This window comes from Ruegeria sp. YKSF131 (genome assembly GCF_059612645.1).
The window spans coordinates 13,543-28,567 of record NZ_JBXWQZ010000023.1; the positions used below are offsets into that span (position 1 = coordinate 13,543).

Below are 15,025 nucleotides of genomic sequence, written 5' to 3' on the forward strand. Positions count from 1 at the left end.
CGAACTCTCAGGCTGACACTCAGGAGGCCCCATTTATGCGCTACATGATGACCTACGACCTGATGGAAACTGCGCGAAACACCAACCAGTGGCTTGGTGCAACCGCCAGCGCGATGGCGTCTTATCCGATGTTTTCCATGGTGCCGAACCCCGCATTCAACTGGATGGCCGCCTGGGGTGAAGTGACCGAGCGTACGTTCCAGCGGATGGTTGCAAAGCCCGATTGGGGTATTCGCACGTTCACCTGCGAAGATGGCAAGGATCATCTGGTTGAAATCACGACCGTTCTGGAACGCCCTTTTGGTGATCTGGTACATTTCCGCATCAATGGCCGAAAAGAACAACCGCGCAAAGTGCTGTTGGTTGCCCCGATGTCCGGTCACTATGCAACGTTGCTGCGGTCGACAGTCAAAAGCCTTCTGGTCAATTGCGAAGTCTACATCACCGATTGGCATAATGCGCGCGATATCCCTGTGTCTGCAGGTAAATTCGATGTCGAAGACTACACGCTCTACCTTGTAGATTTTATGAAAGAGCTTGGACCGGACACCCATGTTGTTGCCGTTTGCCAGCCTGCGCCTCTGACCTTGGCCGCAACGGCATACCTGGCCGAGATTGAACCCAAAGCTCAACCAAGCACCCTGACGCTAATAGGTGGCCCCGTCGACCCGGACGCAACGCCGACCGATGTGACAGACTTCGGTCGTCGCGTCACCATGGGCCAGTTGGAAGAAACAATGATCCAGCGTGTTGGCTTCAAGTACAAGGGCGTTGGACGTATGGTCTATCCGGGTCTGCTGCAATTGGCCTCGTTCATGTCCATGAACGCAGATCGTCACTCCAAAGCGTTTTCCGACCAGATCCAGCGCGTCATGCGGGACGAGGCCTCGGACCAGGATGCCCATAACCGTTTCTATGACGAATACCTGGCCGTGATGGACATGACAGCCGAGTTCTATCTTTCGACGGTCGAGCGGGTCTTCAAAAATCGAGAGATTGCGAGAAACGAGTTCGTGGTCGCGGGTCACAAGGTGGACATCAGTAAGATTACCGATGTTGCGGTGAAGACTGTCGAAGGTGCAAATGATGACATCTCCGCACCCGGCCAGTGTATTGCCGCGCTGGATTTGTGCACCGGCCTGCCGGACAGCAAAAAGGCAAGCCACGTCGAACCCGGTGCCGGTCATTATGGTATCTTCGCAGGCCGCAGCTGGCGCGACAACATTCGCCCTCTTGTGATTGATTTCATGAACGAAAACGCGCGAAAACCAAACCGTCGCGCGGCCAACTCCAACAAGGTAGCCTAACCGACATGAGCGGGTCAGCGCAAAATGGCCTCGCCTTTTCCTGTCTATGCGGCAACTTGCAGGGACGTATTTCAACCCGCGGTGTTAGGCAAGGCACACATGTTGAGTGTTTCTGCAATGATTGCCGAGCCGCTCAACTGTATTTCAAGCAACCGGACCCCGCACCCGGACCTGTCGGGATTTTTCAGATCGCACCGGATGAGATCGAAATCAGCACAGGAAGTCAGTATCTTGCGGCGATGCAACTCAGCCCCAAGGGCATGCTGCGTTGGTACGCCAGTTGCTGTAACGCACCTTTGGCGGCAACGCCCAAAACCGCGAAACTCCCGTTTGCTGGCGTTATCGTCGGCCGGGTTGCGGGTGGTGCTTCGGCGCTAGGACCCGTCACGACACGCGGGTTTGTTCCCCAACCAAACGGAAAGCAAAAGCACGAAAATCCCGGCGCCGCCATTTTTGGCCTGTTGCGCAGGGCCGCCGGATCGCGCCTGTCCGGGCGGTGGAAGTACACACCGTTTTTCGACCGGAATACCGGTGAGCCCGTGGTTATGCCAACTGTCATTTCAAAGACTGAACGCGCGACGCTTTACCAATAATCAAACCGTTGCTGGGCGTCCAACCAGGTTTGCAGCGCCTCATTGACGATGTCGGGCGTCTCCAGTGTCGGCAAGTGACCAGCCTTTTCAATAACCAGCAGTTCCGCTCCGGGTATGAGCTCTGCCATGAAAGAATGCCGTTTGACCGGTGTCATAGTGTCATGCGCACCTCACAGAACCAACGTGGGCACCTTGATGCGACGCAATGCGGCTTGTTGATCCGGGCGGCGTTGCAGAGCACGCATCTGACGCACGAAGGTTTCAACACCCAAATCCTGTGCCATTGCCAACAAGCCGTTCAGGATGGGAATACGCTGCGGGCCCGGTGCCAGCGTGTCGGACCCCACAAGTTTCCGCATGACCTCCTCCAACCGGCCACCCTGCGCGCCAATGATCAGGTCTTCGCGACTGGCAGCCATTTGAGGCGTGTCCGCCTGTGCATCAGTGGCCATCAGGCACAGGCGTGACACACGTTCCGGCGCCCGGCGGATCAGCTCTAACGCCACCACACCACCCATGCTTAATCCAGCCAGTGCAAACCGATGTGGAAGCTGGTCCAGCAGACCCGAGGCGATCTCTTCGATACGCTCACCTGCGGAAATCGGCGCAACGGTTACGGGTCGCGTCCGCGAAATCACCTCGATCTGAGGGCGATACAGTCGGGCATCACACATCAGTCCAGGTAGCAGTACCAGCGGCTCGATCACACGGGGCCTCCATGCGCTCGGTATTCCGAGCCTTTGGGTTTGTAGTCAGGTTGAGAGTTTATCACATTCAAACCAGCGGAACGTCACGGATAGGCGATTGCCCGAAAAGCCGGAAAGTCAGCATAGCGGGACCGCCGTGAAGCTGCACTTTCCTCGGGCTCAGCGCCCGGTTTCAGCAGGCATCCGCGTGGCGCAATGTAGCTGTCAATCCGGCGCTGCGGTTTAGGGCGCCACACCAGATTGAAAGCGCAGAGTTTCGGAAAAAACCAGATCTCGGAGTAATCCAGGTGATCATGCATCCACCATGCCAGATCCCGCCAATCCCTGCCCTGCGCATACTGATCCGCGAACCAGGGAATTACAACAGACGCCCCGGCAATCCTCGCGTCCCCGGCCCCACGATCCCAGATGTGGCATTCCAACGGGTGATCATTTCGGGCACAGTTCAGTTTGTTTTCATTGCCAAACCTGTTTAGCGACGGTGAGCGATAGCCCGAGCGCACGGCGATCCTGCCAAAGGTCTCTTCCAGCGGGTCCAGCAGAGTTTCACAGAACGCACGTCCCGTCTCGATAGCCAGATCCGGGTTGTCTGGAATGTTCTGTTTCTGGTGAAAGTTCCCGATCTCGGAATAGAGGAAATCGCGCATGAAGAAATACCGGGACAGACGAACGCGCCCCAACGTCTCAAGGCTCCACATACTGCCCGGCTTTCGCATCGTCCCTCGACCCGAGGCCGCCATCATTCCACCCCCAGCCCTTTTAGCCAATCCAGAATACCGTCCACAGCCGCGTCGGTCTGCCCTGGAGACATCAGGCGACCGGCAATAACATGGGATGACGGATCATCTTCGGGGGCCATTGTCACCAGTTTAACGGATGCTGGCGCACCCCACGCTTTGGCGACCTCGTGGGTTCGGTCAGGGCGCACCACCTGATCGTTGTCCGAGAACCAGAACAGCACGGGCACCAGGGCATTCGAGAAATCCAGCGCATAGACTTTTTCAACCAGAACGGACATCGGCACGACCGATTCCCACGGATAGACAGTAGACCAATATTTGTTCTTCTCCGGGTCTGACCCCGATACATCGCGTTCGTCCCCCATCAGGACCGGTAACCAATCCCTTGCCCATGGCAAAGTGGGGATCCAGGCCGCAGACGTGTTGACCCCGAAATTAGGTGAGACAAAGACCATGCCGACAACATCTTTGCTGAGGCTGGCATCCAAAGCGGCGGCGGCTGCAAGCGTCGCACCGGTCGACGTTGAGATCACGATGACCTTGTCCCCAACAGCACGTGCGGCTGCCAATCCCTCGGCAGTGTCCAGCATCCAGCCCGAGGCAGTGCCTTCTGCCATGGCTGATCCGGTTCGCCCGTGACCTTGCAAGCGTGTGTAAACCAGATTGGCCCCCAGCGCGTCTGCTACAAGGTCTGGTACTGGCCGGATTTCCTCGGAACTTGCTGAAAAGCCATGGATGTAAAGAACGGAATACGGGGTGCGCCGTTCGTTAAAGCCATCCTGCCAGATCACTCGTTTTTCGACACCCGGAACGATATCGTCAAACGCGGCTTCGGTGCTTTCGAAATAAACCTGTACGCCCTCACCGAACTTGCGCGGATCAAAGCTTGGGCTCAGGTTCACCTCTTCGCGCGGACCAAACCAGTAGATAAGGCCGCCGATGACAATAAACGCAAGGAACAAGCGCCCCAGAAGCCATCCCAAACGCCGCATCACGCGTCTCCCAACACATCCAGAACCGCCGCCTCGATCAAGCCAAGACATGCATCATCCGAGAACCTGTGATCGGCATCCTTGACCAAAAGAAGCTGCATGTCCGGCCCTGTTGCGTGGTCCAGCAACCTAACGGCCGTTTCAGTCGAAACGGCTGTATCCGCTGTTCCCTGTAGGAAACGAACCTTGAACGGCAGGTTCAACGTGTCGCGCAGTACAAGGCGCTGCCGCCCATCTTCGATCATCCGTTTGGTGACGATGTAAGGTTCCATGTAATCGGACGGCAACTCGACATGCCCGACAGTTTCCAGGGCGGCTTTCTGGTCATCGGTGAAGGATGCCCAATAGCCATCTTCCGTGAAATCCGGCGCGGCGGCGATCGTGACCATACCTGCAATCTGGTCCGGCAGGGCCTTGGCCAGCAAAAGCGCCTGCCACCCCCCCATGGACGAGCCGACAACGATCAGCGGCCCCTTGGTCAAGGCATCGACCGCAGCGATAGTGTCCTCATGCCAATCCCCAATGCAGCCATCCTTGAACGCGCCAGAGCTTTCGCCATGACCGGAATAATCAAACCGCAAAAAGGCCCGCCCCCGCGCCTGCGCCCAAGCTTCCAGATGGGCTGCCTTGGTGCCTTCCATATCCGACATAAGCCCACCCAGAAAAACCAGGGTCGGCCCTGAGCCTTCGGTTTTGTGATAGGCCAGTTTTCGCCCTTGTGCTGTTTCCAGAAAATCCGTCGCCGCCATGAAACCCTCTTATGCTTTGGGGAACATCATGCACGGCAGCCCGTTGGTCGCAATTCCCGAATTCGGGGTGTCGTGGCGTCAGTGACCGTACCCTGCGACCCTTGACAGGAATTGCTGCACCTGCCACATCAGCCAGACGCAAATAACCCGCAACCGGGCGTTCAGTGGGCGCCAAACCGACGAGGAGAGCCGAAATGGCCCTGCATTCAAAATCCGTCTCTCTCACTTTCCCAGATGGCAATGCACGTTCCTATGACGCAGGGGTTACGCCTGCGCTGGTGGCTGCCGATATTTCAAGTTCGCTGGCCAAAAAGGCCATCTCGGCCACCGTTGACGGCAAACACTGGGACCTGCAATGGCCGATCGAAGCCGATGCACAGATTGCCATCCACACCATGAAGGATGACGCACAGGCCAACGAGCTGATCCGTCACGATCTGGCCCACATCATGGCCCGCGCCGTGCAGGAAATCTGGCCTGCGACCAAGGTCACCATCGGCCCCGTTATCGAAAACGGCTGGTATTATGACTTCGACCGGGAAGAACCGTTCACGCCCGAAGATCTTGGCCTCATCGAGAAAAAGATGAAAGAGATCATCAACAAGCGCGATCCTGTCACCACCGAGGTTTGGGATCGCGAGCGGGCCATCGAGTTCTACAAGGCCAATAACGAGCCCTACAAGGTTGAGCTGATCGAAGCCATTCCCGGGGACGAGCCGTTGCGCATGTACTGGCACGGCCACTGGCAGGATTTGTGCCGCGGTCCCCATCTGCAACATACCGGTCAGGTTCCCGGTGATGCGTTCAAGCTGATGTCCATCGCCGGTGCCTATTGGCGCGGCGACAGCAACCGCGCGATGCTGCAACGCATCTACGGCGTGGCCTTCACCGGCAAGGAAAAACTGAAAGACCACCTTCATATGCTGGAAGAGGCCGCAAAGCGCGACCACCGCAAACTAGGCCGAGAGATGGACCTGTTTCACATGCAGGAAGAAGCCCCCGGTCAGATTTTCTGGCACCCCAATGGCTGGACCATCTACACCCAGTTGCAGGACTACATGCGACGTCAGCAGCGCAAGGGTGGGTATGTCGAGGTAAACACGCCGCAGGTCGTTGACCGCAAACTGTGGGAACGATCAGGCCACTGGGACAAATATCAGGAAAACATGTTCATCGTCGAAGTCGACGAGGAACATGCCCGCGAAAAGGCCGTCAACGCGCTCAAACCGATGAACTGCCCCTGCCATGTCGAGATTTTCAAGCAAGGCCTGAAATCCTATCGCGACCTGCCGCTGCGCATGGCCGAGTTCGGATCGTGTAACCGTTACGAACCCTCTGGTGCATTGCATGGCATCATGCGGGTGCGCGGGTTCACGCAGGACGACGCCCATATCTTTTCAACCGAAGAACAGATCGAGGCGGAGACCGCCGAATTCATCCGTTTCCTCAGCGTGATCTACAAGGATCTGGGGTTCGAGGATTTTTCGGTGAAATTCTCTGACCGTCCCGAAACCCGCGCCGGATCGGACGAGGTATGGGACAAGGCAGAAGCGGCACTTTTGTCCGCCACCCGTGCCGCCGGGATCGAACCGGAACTGAACCCGGGCGAAGGTGCATTCTATGGTCCGAAACTGGAATTCGTTCTGACGGACGCCATCGGGCGTGACTGGCAATGCGGCACCTTCCAGGTCGATTTCGTTCTGCCCGAACGGCTGGACGCCACCTATATCGGCGCCGACGGGGCCAAACACCGCCCCGTCATGTTGCATCGCGCCACGCTGGGATCCTTCGAACGCTTTATCGGTATCCTGATCGAGGAACACGCAGGCAAATTGCCGTTCTGGCTGGCCCCGCGTCAGGTCGTCGTCGCGTCCATCACGTCCGACGCGGACGACTATGTCGCCAAAGTGGTCGAAACCCTGCGCGCGGCAGGTGTGCGGGCCGAGGCTGACATCCGCAATGAAAAGATCAACTACAAGGTCCGTGAGCATTCGGTCGGCAAAGTGCCTGTAATTCTGGCCGTCGGTCACCGTGAAGTTGACGAGCGCACCGTAAGCGTGCGGCGACTGGGTGAAAAACAGACTCAGGTACAACCGCTTGATGTTGTAACAAAAGAGCTGGCACGCGCCGCCACCCCGCCAGATCTGCTGTAACAAACAGCACCATATCCAAAAAAATCCGACCCCTCTTATGGGGTCGGATTGTAACATTTCACCCTTTCTTCATCAAAAACAATGTATTACGCTACAAGGGGGCAGGCCGCCCCATGACGCGCTTGTGAGACACGGGCTCGTGAATTCAACTCTACCCACCAAGCCACTACCTTTGTCATTGTCACAAGCAGACATACCCAGTCATCAAGAGGATTACCGAGATGTCGAAAACAGCTAAATCCCTGGTTATCGCAACCGCAGTCGCAGCCGCCGTATCGGGTGCCGCAACCACAGCAAGCGCACAGGCAAAAGAAAAGTGCTATGGTGTATCGCTGGCCGGCCAGAACGACTGTGCCGCAGGCCCCGGCACCACCTGCGCAGGCACCTCGACCGTTGATTATCAGGGCAACGCCTGGACCCTGGTTGACGCAGGCACTTGCGCCGACATCGAACTTCCTGCGGAAGCAAACGGCACGCCGCGCAAAGGTTCATTGGAAGCGCTGGAACGCGACCTGCCGGCATAAGATTGGCCTGACGATTTCAAGGGGCGGGCACCATCGCCCGCCCTTTCCCTTTCGTGATCGAGGAACTGGCTCATGTTGGATGACACCCACCGGTCAAACCGCCTGCCTGCAGCGCCGGGCGTAGGTTACAAACCGCAACATTTTGCTCAGATACTTGAACACGCACAGCCTGTTGCATGGCTGGAAATCCATGCCGAGAACTATATGGGCGACGGCGGGCGGCCCTTGGCGCAGCTGCGCCACCTCTCCGAAAAGTTCCCAATCTCGGTCCATGGCGTTGGCCTTTCCATTGGCGGTGAAGGCGCGCTGGACCTTGATCATCTGGCCCGGCTAAAACACCTGGTAGGCTGGCTGAACCCTGCAAGCTTTTCCGAACATTTGGCCTGGTCCACCCATGACAGCCATTTTTACAACGACCTGCTGCCCCTTCCCTATACCGACGAAACTCTTGCGCGGGTTTGTGAACATATCGACCAGGTCCAGCACACGGTCGGGCGCCAGATGCTGCTGGAAAACCCGTCCAGCTATCTGGCCTTCGAGGAAAGCACCTGGTCCGAACCTGATTTCCTGAGGGAGATTGCCAGGCGCACCGGTTGCGGCTTGTTGCTGGACGTAAACAATGTCTTTGTCTCGGCCACCAATCTGGATTTCTCGCCGCAAGGTTATATTGACGCCTATCCGCTTGAAAAAGTGTCGGAAATCCACCTTGGCGGCCATGATGAGGATGAAGACGACCACGGTCATCCGCTGCTGATCGACAGTCACGGACGTGAAGTGGTCGATCCGGTGTGGACCCTGCTGGATTATGTGCTGGAGCGTTCGGGGCCAAAACCCATTCTGATCGAATGGGACACTGATGTGCCGGATTGGCCCGTTCTCCGAAATGAGGCCGTTCGCGCGCAATCCGCACTGGACCGGATACCGGTATGAGCGTTTCGCAATCTGAATTCCGCGCGGCCATGATGGATGCGTCAGCGCCCGTTCCCGGCGGATTGCTGGACGGTGGCGCGCGCCCCGCCGGTCGCCGGTTCAGCGTGTACCGCAACAATGTTGCGGTGTCGCTGACCGAAGCGATGCATCAGGCGTTTCCCGTGATTGCCAAATTGCTAGGGGCGCAGAACATGGATGGGCTGGCCGGGATTTTCCTGCGTCAACACCCGCCCTCCTCTCCTCTGATGATGTTTTATGGCGAGGCGTTTCCTGATTTTCTGGCCGGAATGCCCCAACTTGCCCATCTCGGATATCTGCCCGACGTGGCCCGGTTAGAGATTGCCTTGCGCAAGTCCTACCACGCCGCCGACAGCGAACCTGCACCGGCAGACGTTTTAGCGGTCGAGCCCGAGCAGGTCATGCAGGCCCGGTTGCAGTTTGCACCGGCCATGCAGGTGATCCGCTCGGACTGGCCCATTCACGCTATCTGGCGCTTCAACGTGGAAGCCGATGCCCCGAAACCAGATGCACGGGCCGAGGATGTGTTGATCACGCGCGCTGAGTTCGACCCGACACCCAATCCGCTTCCAGCGGGTGGTGCAGACTGGATCACCTATATGCAGAACGGCGACACAATCGGCGGGGCATTTGAAAAAACGACTGCTGAACTGCCTGAATTTGATCTTGGAACCACTCTGGCGCTGCTTCTGAAGGGTGGTTCAATAACCTCTGTGACTATCGAAAGGCCCAAGACATGACTGCTCTGATCTCAACCTACAATAACACCATGGGAAAACTGGACTTTGCGTCTGGCTGGTTGACCCCTACGCTGGCACGGCTGGTCTTTGTTGCGGTTCTTCTGGTCTATTACTGGAACTCAGCCATGCTGAAGATCGACGGGTCGATCTTTTCGCCTTCGGCAGGTGCCTTTGGTCAGATTTTCCCCAAAGCGGCAGAAGCTGTTCTTTATGACGTGTCCCAAATGACGTTCTTCCAACGCATCGTCATCTTCATGGGAACGGTTGCAGAATTTGTGCTTCCGACGCTTCTTCTGGTTGGACTGTTCTCGCGTCTGGCGGCTTTGGGCATGATCGGTTTTATCTGGGTGCAGACCCTTGTCGACGTCACCGGACATGGCGTGAAACTGGGCAGCCTGTTCGACGCGGCCCCGTCCCTGATGGATCAGCGCACGATGTGGACCTTCCTGATGCTGGTGATCGTCGTCAACGGCGCAGGCCCGATCTCACTCGACCGGATCCTGCGCCTTAAGTAACTTAGAAATGCGCCTTGGGCTGGTCCGGTTTTCCTGCGGCCAGCCCAAGTACTCCGGCGACAGCAGCAAATGTGATCGGGAACATGGTGAAAACACCAAAGCCGAACGCGTAGTACATCGCGGCCGCCGACACCAGCAACAAGACCCCGGCAATCAACGCGCGCGCTGGCGCCATGGCCCCGCCCGCGATTGCCAAGAGGGGCGCGATAATCGAAATGGCTTGCACCAGATCAGGATTGTCGACCTGGCTTAGCATGCCTTCAATTTCACCGACATGGTCAACCACGACCACCTTCGCATAGCCGAAGAACCCGACGATCATGCCGATCAACCCGGCGATTACACCCAATAACATTGCGGCATTACGCATTGAAAATCCTCATTGTTGCTTTCAGGCAGATAGGCACTCGTTCAAGAAATGCCAAGCTGAGCACGGGTTTCAGCCGTCCAGCCCAACAACAGCCTGCCATCCGCTTCGATCAGTGGGCGTTTCATCAGGGCCGGATGCTCTCTCAAAAGCTCCAAAGGGGCCTTGGCACGCTGGGTTTCGTCCAATCCGCGCCATGTCGTCGATCTGGTATTAAGCAAGTCATTGCCGAACTCAGCAAAGGCCCGTGACAGCACCGAATCCGGCACACCGTCGCTGCGTACGTCAAAAAACTTGGCGTCTGGAAGTGATTTCAATGCCTTGCGACAGGTGTCACAGTTTTTCAATCCATAAAGCTGCATGTCTTTGACGCTCCTGCCCTTGCTTCCTTTTTAGGCAATCTTGCCCGTTTCTTGCGGTTATTCTTGATTTTTTACTTCACCGTGCAATGTTGAAAAAGGCGAAACGCACGAATTGGACTGTTCAGCATGCGCTACGCAGTTTTTTTGTGTGGTGACGCTGACCACAGCCCCCACCAATTTGTGGGACAATGCGTAAGTAGAAGGAGACACGGGACATGCCAACCGGCACCGTGAAATGGTTCAATACCACCAAAGGCTATGGATTTATTGCCCCTGACGAAGGGGGCAAAGATGTGTTTGTACATATCTCGGCCGTAGAACGGTCCGGCCTCACCGGACTCGCAGACAACCAAAAAGTTTCGTACGAGTTGCAGGACGGACGCGACGGCCGCCAAATGGCAGCTGATTTGAAACCACTGTAACGACTTCCCGCTAAACACGCGGTAGATCATTAAGGATGACGGCCAATTTCCGGCCGTTATCCATCCCCCACCGGTTTCGTTCCATTACCCTCGCGCGGGCTTGGCGTCGGCGTGGTTATTCCAGTTTTCGCCCGTAGCCACGATGCAAGATGTGCCTGTCGCGTAGGTGACAACCATTGTCCAGTCCCCGCGCTGACTTGCCCAGACTTCCATAACCTGTTCCGGCCCGCGAACACCCGATGCCACGCGCCGAACTGACTTTCCAGTTTCTGGTGCAGCCGGGGCGCCAGTTCGCACAGAACCTCAGCTATGGGGATTTGGTTCGCACAGGTAGGGCAAAACCAAAAACCAGACATAACAGAGCAAGGTTCAAAAAGCGGGCCATGGAACCAATGTAACAATTCCATGACGACACGTATAGACAAAAGCTATGCAGCTTGTCGGTTCTATCTGCGAATGATCGCCTCGAACTCACGCCATTCGCGCGCCGTCATCCCCGAGTTTTCCTGCGTGACCGCCTCTCCTGCCAGCATTCGTTGCAGGCTTTCGACCATCTGGGCAGACAGGTTTACCGCACCCAGCCGATAATCCTCGAACGCCTTATACGCAAACGGCACCCAATCAGCGACGATCTTGCACATCGCCTCGGCATAAACGCGGATTTCATACTGAGCATGTGGGTCGGCACGCAGGCGCAGGAAGTGGAACAGATTATGCAGGTCCACCTTCCAATACCACTGCGTATAAACGTTTGCGGGTAGGTTCATGCGGGCCAGTTCACGGGCAAGCCCCTGTTGCCCGTCCTGGCTGATCATGGACTCGTAGTTGTCATAGCACCGCGTGCTGTCCGCCTTGAGGGTTTCCAATACACGCGCGGCCTCTTCACCTTCCAACGTTGCCCCGCGGCCCTGATTGTTTACTTCGGACTGTGCCGCCACATGTTCAGGGGCAGGGATATAGAACTCGCGATCCAGAATTGAATACCGTGCCGAGTATTCATTCACGTTGGCGGTCCGGTGCCGGATCCACTGCCGCGCCACAAACACCGGCAATTTCACATGCAATTTGACTTCGCACATTTCGAAAGGCGTCGAATGCCAGTGCCGCATCAGATACCGGATCAACCCTTCATCATTCTGAACAGATTTGGTGCCTTTGCCGTATGAAACGCGCGCAGCCTGACAGATGGCGGCATCGTCCCCCATATAGTCGATCACGCGGACAAAGCCATGATCCAGAACCTGATGCGCTGTGTACAGGTGATCTTCCATTCCCGCCGAGACAACTCGACGCGTGGGATGCGATTGCGCGCGTTGCGCGTCGATCTCGGCCTGTTGATCAGGGGACAGCGGCATCGAATCTTCCTTTCTGGCAATGAGTCGCCTGCCACTATATATCGCCGATCCCGGCACAGGAACCGCGATATATGCCGCAGCGGACGCAAAAAACAAATTGCTGCCGAGGGCTCTATCGACACGTCGAGGAGGAGCGCTAAGCTCTTGGCAATGTGAGTCGAAAAAGGATGGCCGAAATGGCGTTGAAATATCTTCACACCATGGTCCGCGTGAAGGATCTTGAAAAATCCATGGCATTTTACGAGCTTCTGGGTCTGAAAGAAACACGTCGGTACGACAGTGAAGCCGGGCGATTTTCTCTGATCTTCATGGCCCCTCCGGGACAGGAAGACGCCCCGATCGAGCTGACGTACAATTGGGACGGTGATGACGAGTTGCCCGCCGACAGCCGTCACTTCGGCCATCTGGCCTACGGTGTCGACAATATCTACGAGGTTTGCCAACATCTTCAGAACAACGGTGTTACGATCAATCGCCCGCCAAGGGATGGTCGCATGGCTTTTGTTCGATCGCCCGACAATATCTCGGTTGAGCTTTTGCAGAATGGCGAAGCACTGGAACCAGCCGAACCCTGGGCCAGCATGGAGAGCAGTGGTCACTGGTGATCCGTTGGCTGATAGCGTTTGGGCTGGTCGTTCAGGCCAGCCCTGTCAAGGCCGAGCAATGCCGCTTGGCGCTGGCCTTGGCGATGGATATTTCCGTTTCAGTCGATGAGGCCGAAGATGTGTTACAGCGGCAGGGGTTAGCCGCCGCATTGATTGCGCCCGAAGTGCAAGAGGCCTTCTTTTCTTCACCTATGCCGGTTGCCCTGGCGGTATATGAGTGGAGTGGCCGCTCAACCCAAAATGTCGTCCTGAACTGGACAATGATCGATGATGTTGGTGATCTGCTGTTCGCATCCAGCCAGGTCAGCCAATCCGCCCGATCTGACAGCGGATCAGCAACAGCTATGGGCTATGCGTTGGCATACGGTGCAACCCTTATGGAGCAAGCGCCGCAATGCTTGTTTCAAACCATTGACCTGTCCGGCGATGGCACGAACAACGATGGCTATGGGCCGCAGATCGCCTATCGGCACTTTCCCTTTCAAAACACTGTCGTGAATGGGCTTGTGATCAACGCAGCCGATTTCGAGGGAGAGCTGTTCCTGATCCCTTTCTTCGAAAATAACGTCCTGCACGGGCCCGGCGCCTTTTTGGAAATTGCCACCGGGTTTGAAGATTTCGAGCGCGCCATGCGAAAGAAACTGAAACGGGAACTGAGCGGCTTGCAGATCGGTGCATTGCGGATTGAAGGCCCATGATACGTCGCGTGATCGTCTTACTGGCTTGCCTGATATCAGGACCTGCCTTTGGCGAATGCCGTCAGGCCCTTGCGCTGGGGCTGGATGTGTCGGGTTCGGTCGACAGCCGGGAATACAGGCTGCAACTGGACGGGCTGGCGGCGGCCCTGAGCCGCCCCGAAGTTGGCCAACTTATGTTGTCGGACGGCGCAACCGCCTTGCGTCTGGCGATCTTCGAATGGAGCGAGCGGGGACATGAACGGATGCTGCTGGAGTGGACAGAAGTACGGTCCCCCGCCGACCTGATCGCAATCAGTGATCGTTTGATCCGCACCTCGCGCAGCGCAGCGCCGCAGGGAACGGCGTTAGGGTCGGCCATGTTATTTGGCTCTTCCCTGCTTGATCAGCAAAGGGGGTGCTGGCGCCGTACGCTGGATTTGTCCGGTGATGGCAAACATAACCTCGGACCGCATCCACGTGATGTGAAAGCTAGTTTACGACATGACGGGATCACAATTAACGGGCTGGTGATCGGTGCCGACGATCCGAAAGAAGGTGATCGGAGATATGTTCAGGTCGGTGAACTATCAGCCTATTATTCAGCCTGGGTCATTTTGGGGCCAAACGCGTTCGTAGAAGTGGCGCTGGGCTTTGAGGCATATGAAGAGGCCATGACCCGCAAACTTCTTCGTGAGCTGGACAGCCTTGTTCTGTCTGACGCCCGCCACTGATCAATAGATATACCGTATCTGATCCGTCCAGTACCGTTCAACGCGACGCAGCGAACTGGTGATATCCTCAATACCGTCAAGCCCAAGCACCCCCCTGCCTTGCAGGCCTTCGGCGTGACGTGCAAACAGCTTGGACACGATATTGCGGATTTCTCTGCCCTGCGGCGTCAGGCGTACGCGAACTGAACGGCGATCAATCTCGCATCTTTGGTGGTGCATATAGCCCATCTCAACCAGTTTCTTGAGGTTATAGCTGACATTGCTGCCCTGATAGTATCCACGGCTTTTCAGTTCGCCTGCCGTAACTTCGTGATCACCGATATTGAACAGCAATAACGCCTGAACCGCATTGATTTCCAATACGCCGACGCGCTCAAACTCGTCCTTGATGACATCCAGCAACAACCGGTGCAGACGCTCCACCAGGACCAGTGCCTCAAGATAGCTGGTTATGAAGCCCTTAGTCTCTGGTGTGGAGACCTGCATTTCCATACTCATCCGACCCTCCGATTCCGTCGCGCTGTTTGACACACGATGA

General features: G+C 56.7%; 21 protein-coding genes. 11 read left to right on the forward strand and 10 right to left on the reverse strand.

The features are described from left to right. The first annotated feature begins 35 nt into the window (after window positions 1-35). On the forward strand, window positions 36-1,307 hold the full coding sequence (gene phaZ / locus AC2FLZ_RS10300) for a polyhydroxyalkanoate depolymerase (protein ID WP_480553820.1): 1,272 nt from the start codon (window positions 36-38) through the stop codon (window positions 1,305-1,307). A 5-nt stretch (window positions 1,308-1,312) separates the two neighbouring features. Beyond that, a complete protein-coding gene (locus tag AC2FLZ_RS10305; protein ID WP_496808677.1) occupies window positions 1,313-1,900 on the forward strand; it encodes a DUF6151 family protein in 588 nt (195 codons plus the stop codon). Here the strand turns inward: AC2FLZ_RS10305 and AC2FLZ_RS10310 are convergent. The 5 genes from AC2FLZ_RS10310 to AC2FLZ_RS10330 form a co-directional block, all read right to left on the reverse strand. After that, window positions 1,891-2,028: an alpha/beta fold hydrolase gene (locus tag AC2FLZ_RS10310; protein WP_496882160.1), complete on the reverse strand. Its 138-nt coding sequence runs from the start codon at window positions 2,026-2,028 to the stop codon at window positions 1,891-1,893. The genes AC2FLZ_RS10305 and AC2FLZ_RS10310 overlap by 10 nt on opposite strands. 42 nt (window positions 2,029-2,070) lie before the next feature. Then, the gene (locus tag AC2FLZ_RS10315) at window positions 2,071-2,607 is read right to left on the reverse strand and encodes an alpha/beta fold hydrolase (protein WP_496882161.1); all 537 of its coding nucleotides are present in this window, start codon (window positions 2,605-2,607) and stop codon (window positions 2,071-2,073) included. Window positions 2,608-2,690: 83 nt separating this feature from the next. Continuing rightward, window positions 2,691-3,305, reverse strand: a complete 615-nt coding sequence (locus AC2FLZ_RS10320; protein ID WP_496814346.1) for a hypothetical protein — start codon at window positions 3,303-3,305, stop codon at window positions 2,691-2,693. 41 nt (window positions 3,306-3,346) lie between these two features. Further along, the gene (locus tag AC2FLZ_RS10325; RefSeq protein ID WP_496882162.1) at window positions 3,347-4,339 is read right to left on the reverse strand and encodes an alpha/beta hydrolase; all 993 of its coding nucleotides are present in this window, start codon (window positions 4,337-4,339) and stop codon (window positions 3,347-3,349) included. After that, entirely contained in the window at window positions 4,339-5,088 is a 750-nt protein-coding gene (locus AC2FLZ_RS10330; protein ID WP_496882163.1) for an alpha/beta hydrolase, read from the reverse strand. Before AC2FLZ_RS10330 ends, AC2FLZ_RS10325 begins: the two co-directional genes overlap by 1 nt. 194 nt (window positions 5,089-5,282) lie before the next feature. Here AC2FLZ_RS10330 and thrS point away from each other — a divergent pair, with 194 nt between their 5' ends. The 5 genes from thrS to AC2FLZ_RS10355 all read left to right on the forward strand — a co-directional run bounded on the left by thrS (window position 5,283) and on the right by AC2FLZ_RS10355 (window position 9,968). Further along, the gene (gene thrS, locus AC2FLZ_RS10335; protein ID WP_496882164.1) at window positions 5,283-7,241 is read left to right on the forward strand and encodes a threonine--tRNA ligase; all 1,959 of its coding nucleotides are present in this window, start codon (window positions 5,283-5,285) and stop codon (window positions 7,239-7,241) included. A 221-nt stretch (window positions 7,242-7,462) separates the two neighbouring features. Next, a complete protein-coding gene (locus AC2FLZ_RS10340; RefSeq protein ID WP_267365389.1) occupies window positions 7,463-7,765 on the forward strand; it encodes a BufA1 family periplasmic bufferin-type metallophore in 303 nt (100 codons plus the stop codon). Window positions 7,766-7,837: 72 nt separating this feature from the next. Next, a complete protein-coding gene (bufB, locus tag AC2FLZ_RS10345; protein WP_480553826.1) occupies window positions 7,838-8,695 on the forward strand; it encodes an MNIO family bufferin maturase in 858 nt (285 codons plus the stop codon). Then, window positions 8,692-9,453 carry an HvfC/BufC family peptide modification chaperone gene (locus AC2FLZ_RS10350; RefSeq protein ID WP_480553827.1) on the forward strand — a complete coding sequence of 254 codons (762 nt, stop codon included), beginning with the start codon at window positions 8,692-8,694 and terminating at the stop codon, window positions 9,451-9,453. Before bufB ends, AC2FLZ_RS10350 begins: the two co-directional genes overlap by 4 nt. Then, entirely contained in the window at window positions 9,450-9,968 is a 519-nt protein-coding gene (locus AC2FLZ_RS10355; RefSeq protein WP_480473462.1) for a DoxX family protein, read from the forward strand. The genes AC2FLZ_RS10350 and AC2FLZ_RS10355 overlap by 4 nt, the downstream gene beginning before the upstream one ends. 1 nt (window position 9,969) lies before the next feature. Here the strand turns inward: AC2FLZ_RS10355 and AC2FLZ_RS10360 are convergent, their stop codons facing one another. Beyond that, the gene (locus tag AC2FLZ_RS10360; protein WP_480473463.1) at window positions 9,970-10,338 is read right to left on the reverse strand and encodes a hypothetical protein; all 369 of its coding nucleotides are present in this window, start codon (window positions 10,336-10,338) and stop codon (window positions 9,970-9,972) included. A 41-nt stretch (window positions 10,339-10,379) separates the two neighbouring features. After that, the gene (locus tag AC2FLZ_RS10365) at window positions 10,380-10,697 is read right to left on the reverse strand and encodes an ArsC/Spx/MgsR family protein (RefSeq protein ID WP_480473464.1); all 318 of its coding nucleotides are present in this window, start codon (window positions 10,695-10,697) and stop codon (window positions 10,380-10,382) included. Between the two features lie 215 nt (window positions 10,698-10,912). Between AC2FLZ_RS10365 and AC2FLZ_RS10370 the strand changes: the two genes are divergently transcribed. Then, complete coding sequence (locus AC2FLZ_RS10370; protein WP_008758035.1) at window positions 10,913-11,119, forward strand: cold-shock protein; 207 nt, start codon at window positions 10,913-10,915, stop codon at window positions 11,117-11,119. An 84-nt stretch (window positions 11,120-11,203) separates the two neighbouring features. On the opposite strand, the gene AC2FLZ_RS10375 is transcribed toward AC2FLZ_RS10370, so the two are convergent. Continuing rightward, window positions 11,204-11,332 (reverse strand): hypothetical protein, encoded by a 129-nt coding sequence (locus AC2FLZ_RS10375; RefSeq protein ID WP_480492915.1) that lies wholly within the window; start codon window positions 11,330-11,332, stop codon window positions 11,204-11,206. Between the two features lie 233 nt (window positions 11,333-11,565). Continuing rightward, window positions 11,566-12,474 (reverse strand): FAD-dependent thymidylate synthase, encoded by a 909-nt coding sequence (thyX, locus tag AC2FLZ_RS10380; protein WP_480517585.1) that lies wholly within the window; start codon window positions 12,472-12,474, stop codon window positions 11,566-11,568. Window positions 12,475-12,650: 176 nt separating this feature from the next. Between thyX and AC2FLZ_RS10385 the strand changes: the two genes are divergently transcribed. From AC2FLZ_RS10385 to AC2FLZ_RS10395, 3 genes are read left to right on the forward strand one after another with little or no spacing between them, the layout of a single operon-like run. Then, window positions 12,651-13,079 carry a VOC family protein gene (locus AC2FLZ_RS10385; RefSeq protein WP_209503395.1) on the forward strand — a complete coding sequence of 143 codons (429 nt, stop codon included), beginning with the start codon at window positions 12,651-12,653 and terminating at the stop codon, window positions 13,077-13,079. After that, window positions 13,076-13,777 (forward strand): DUF1194 domain-containing protein, encoded by a 702-nt coding sequence (locus tag AC2FLZ_RS10390; protein ID WP_480517587.1) that lies wholly within the window; start codon window positions 13,076-13,078, stop codon window positions 13,775-13,777. Before AC2FLZ_RS10385 ends, AC2FLZ_RS10390 begins: the two co-directional genes overlap by 4 nt. Then, on the forward strand, window positions 13,774-14,487 hold the full coding sequence (locus tag AC2FLZ_RS10395) for a DUF1194 domain-containing protein (RefSeq protein WP_480473468.1): 714 nt from the start codon (window positions 13,774-13,776) through the stop codon (window positions 14,485-14,487). The genes AC2FLZ_RS10390 and AC2FLZ_RS10395 overlap by 4 nt, the downstream gene beginning before the upstream one ends. Here AC2FLZ_RS10395 and AC2FLZ_RS10400 read toward each other — a convergent pair whose 3' ends face one another. After that, a complete protein-coding gene (locus AC2FLZ_RS10400) occupies window positions 14,488-14,985 on the reverse strand; it encodes a MarR family winged helix-turn-helix transcriptional regulator (RefSeq protein ID WP_480473469.1) in 498 nt (165 codons plus the stop codon). Window positions 14,986-15,025 lie beyond the last annotated feature (40 nt).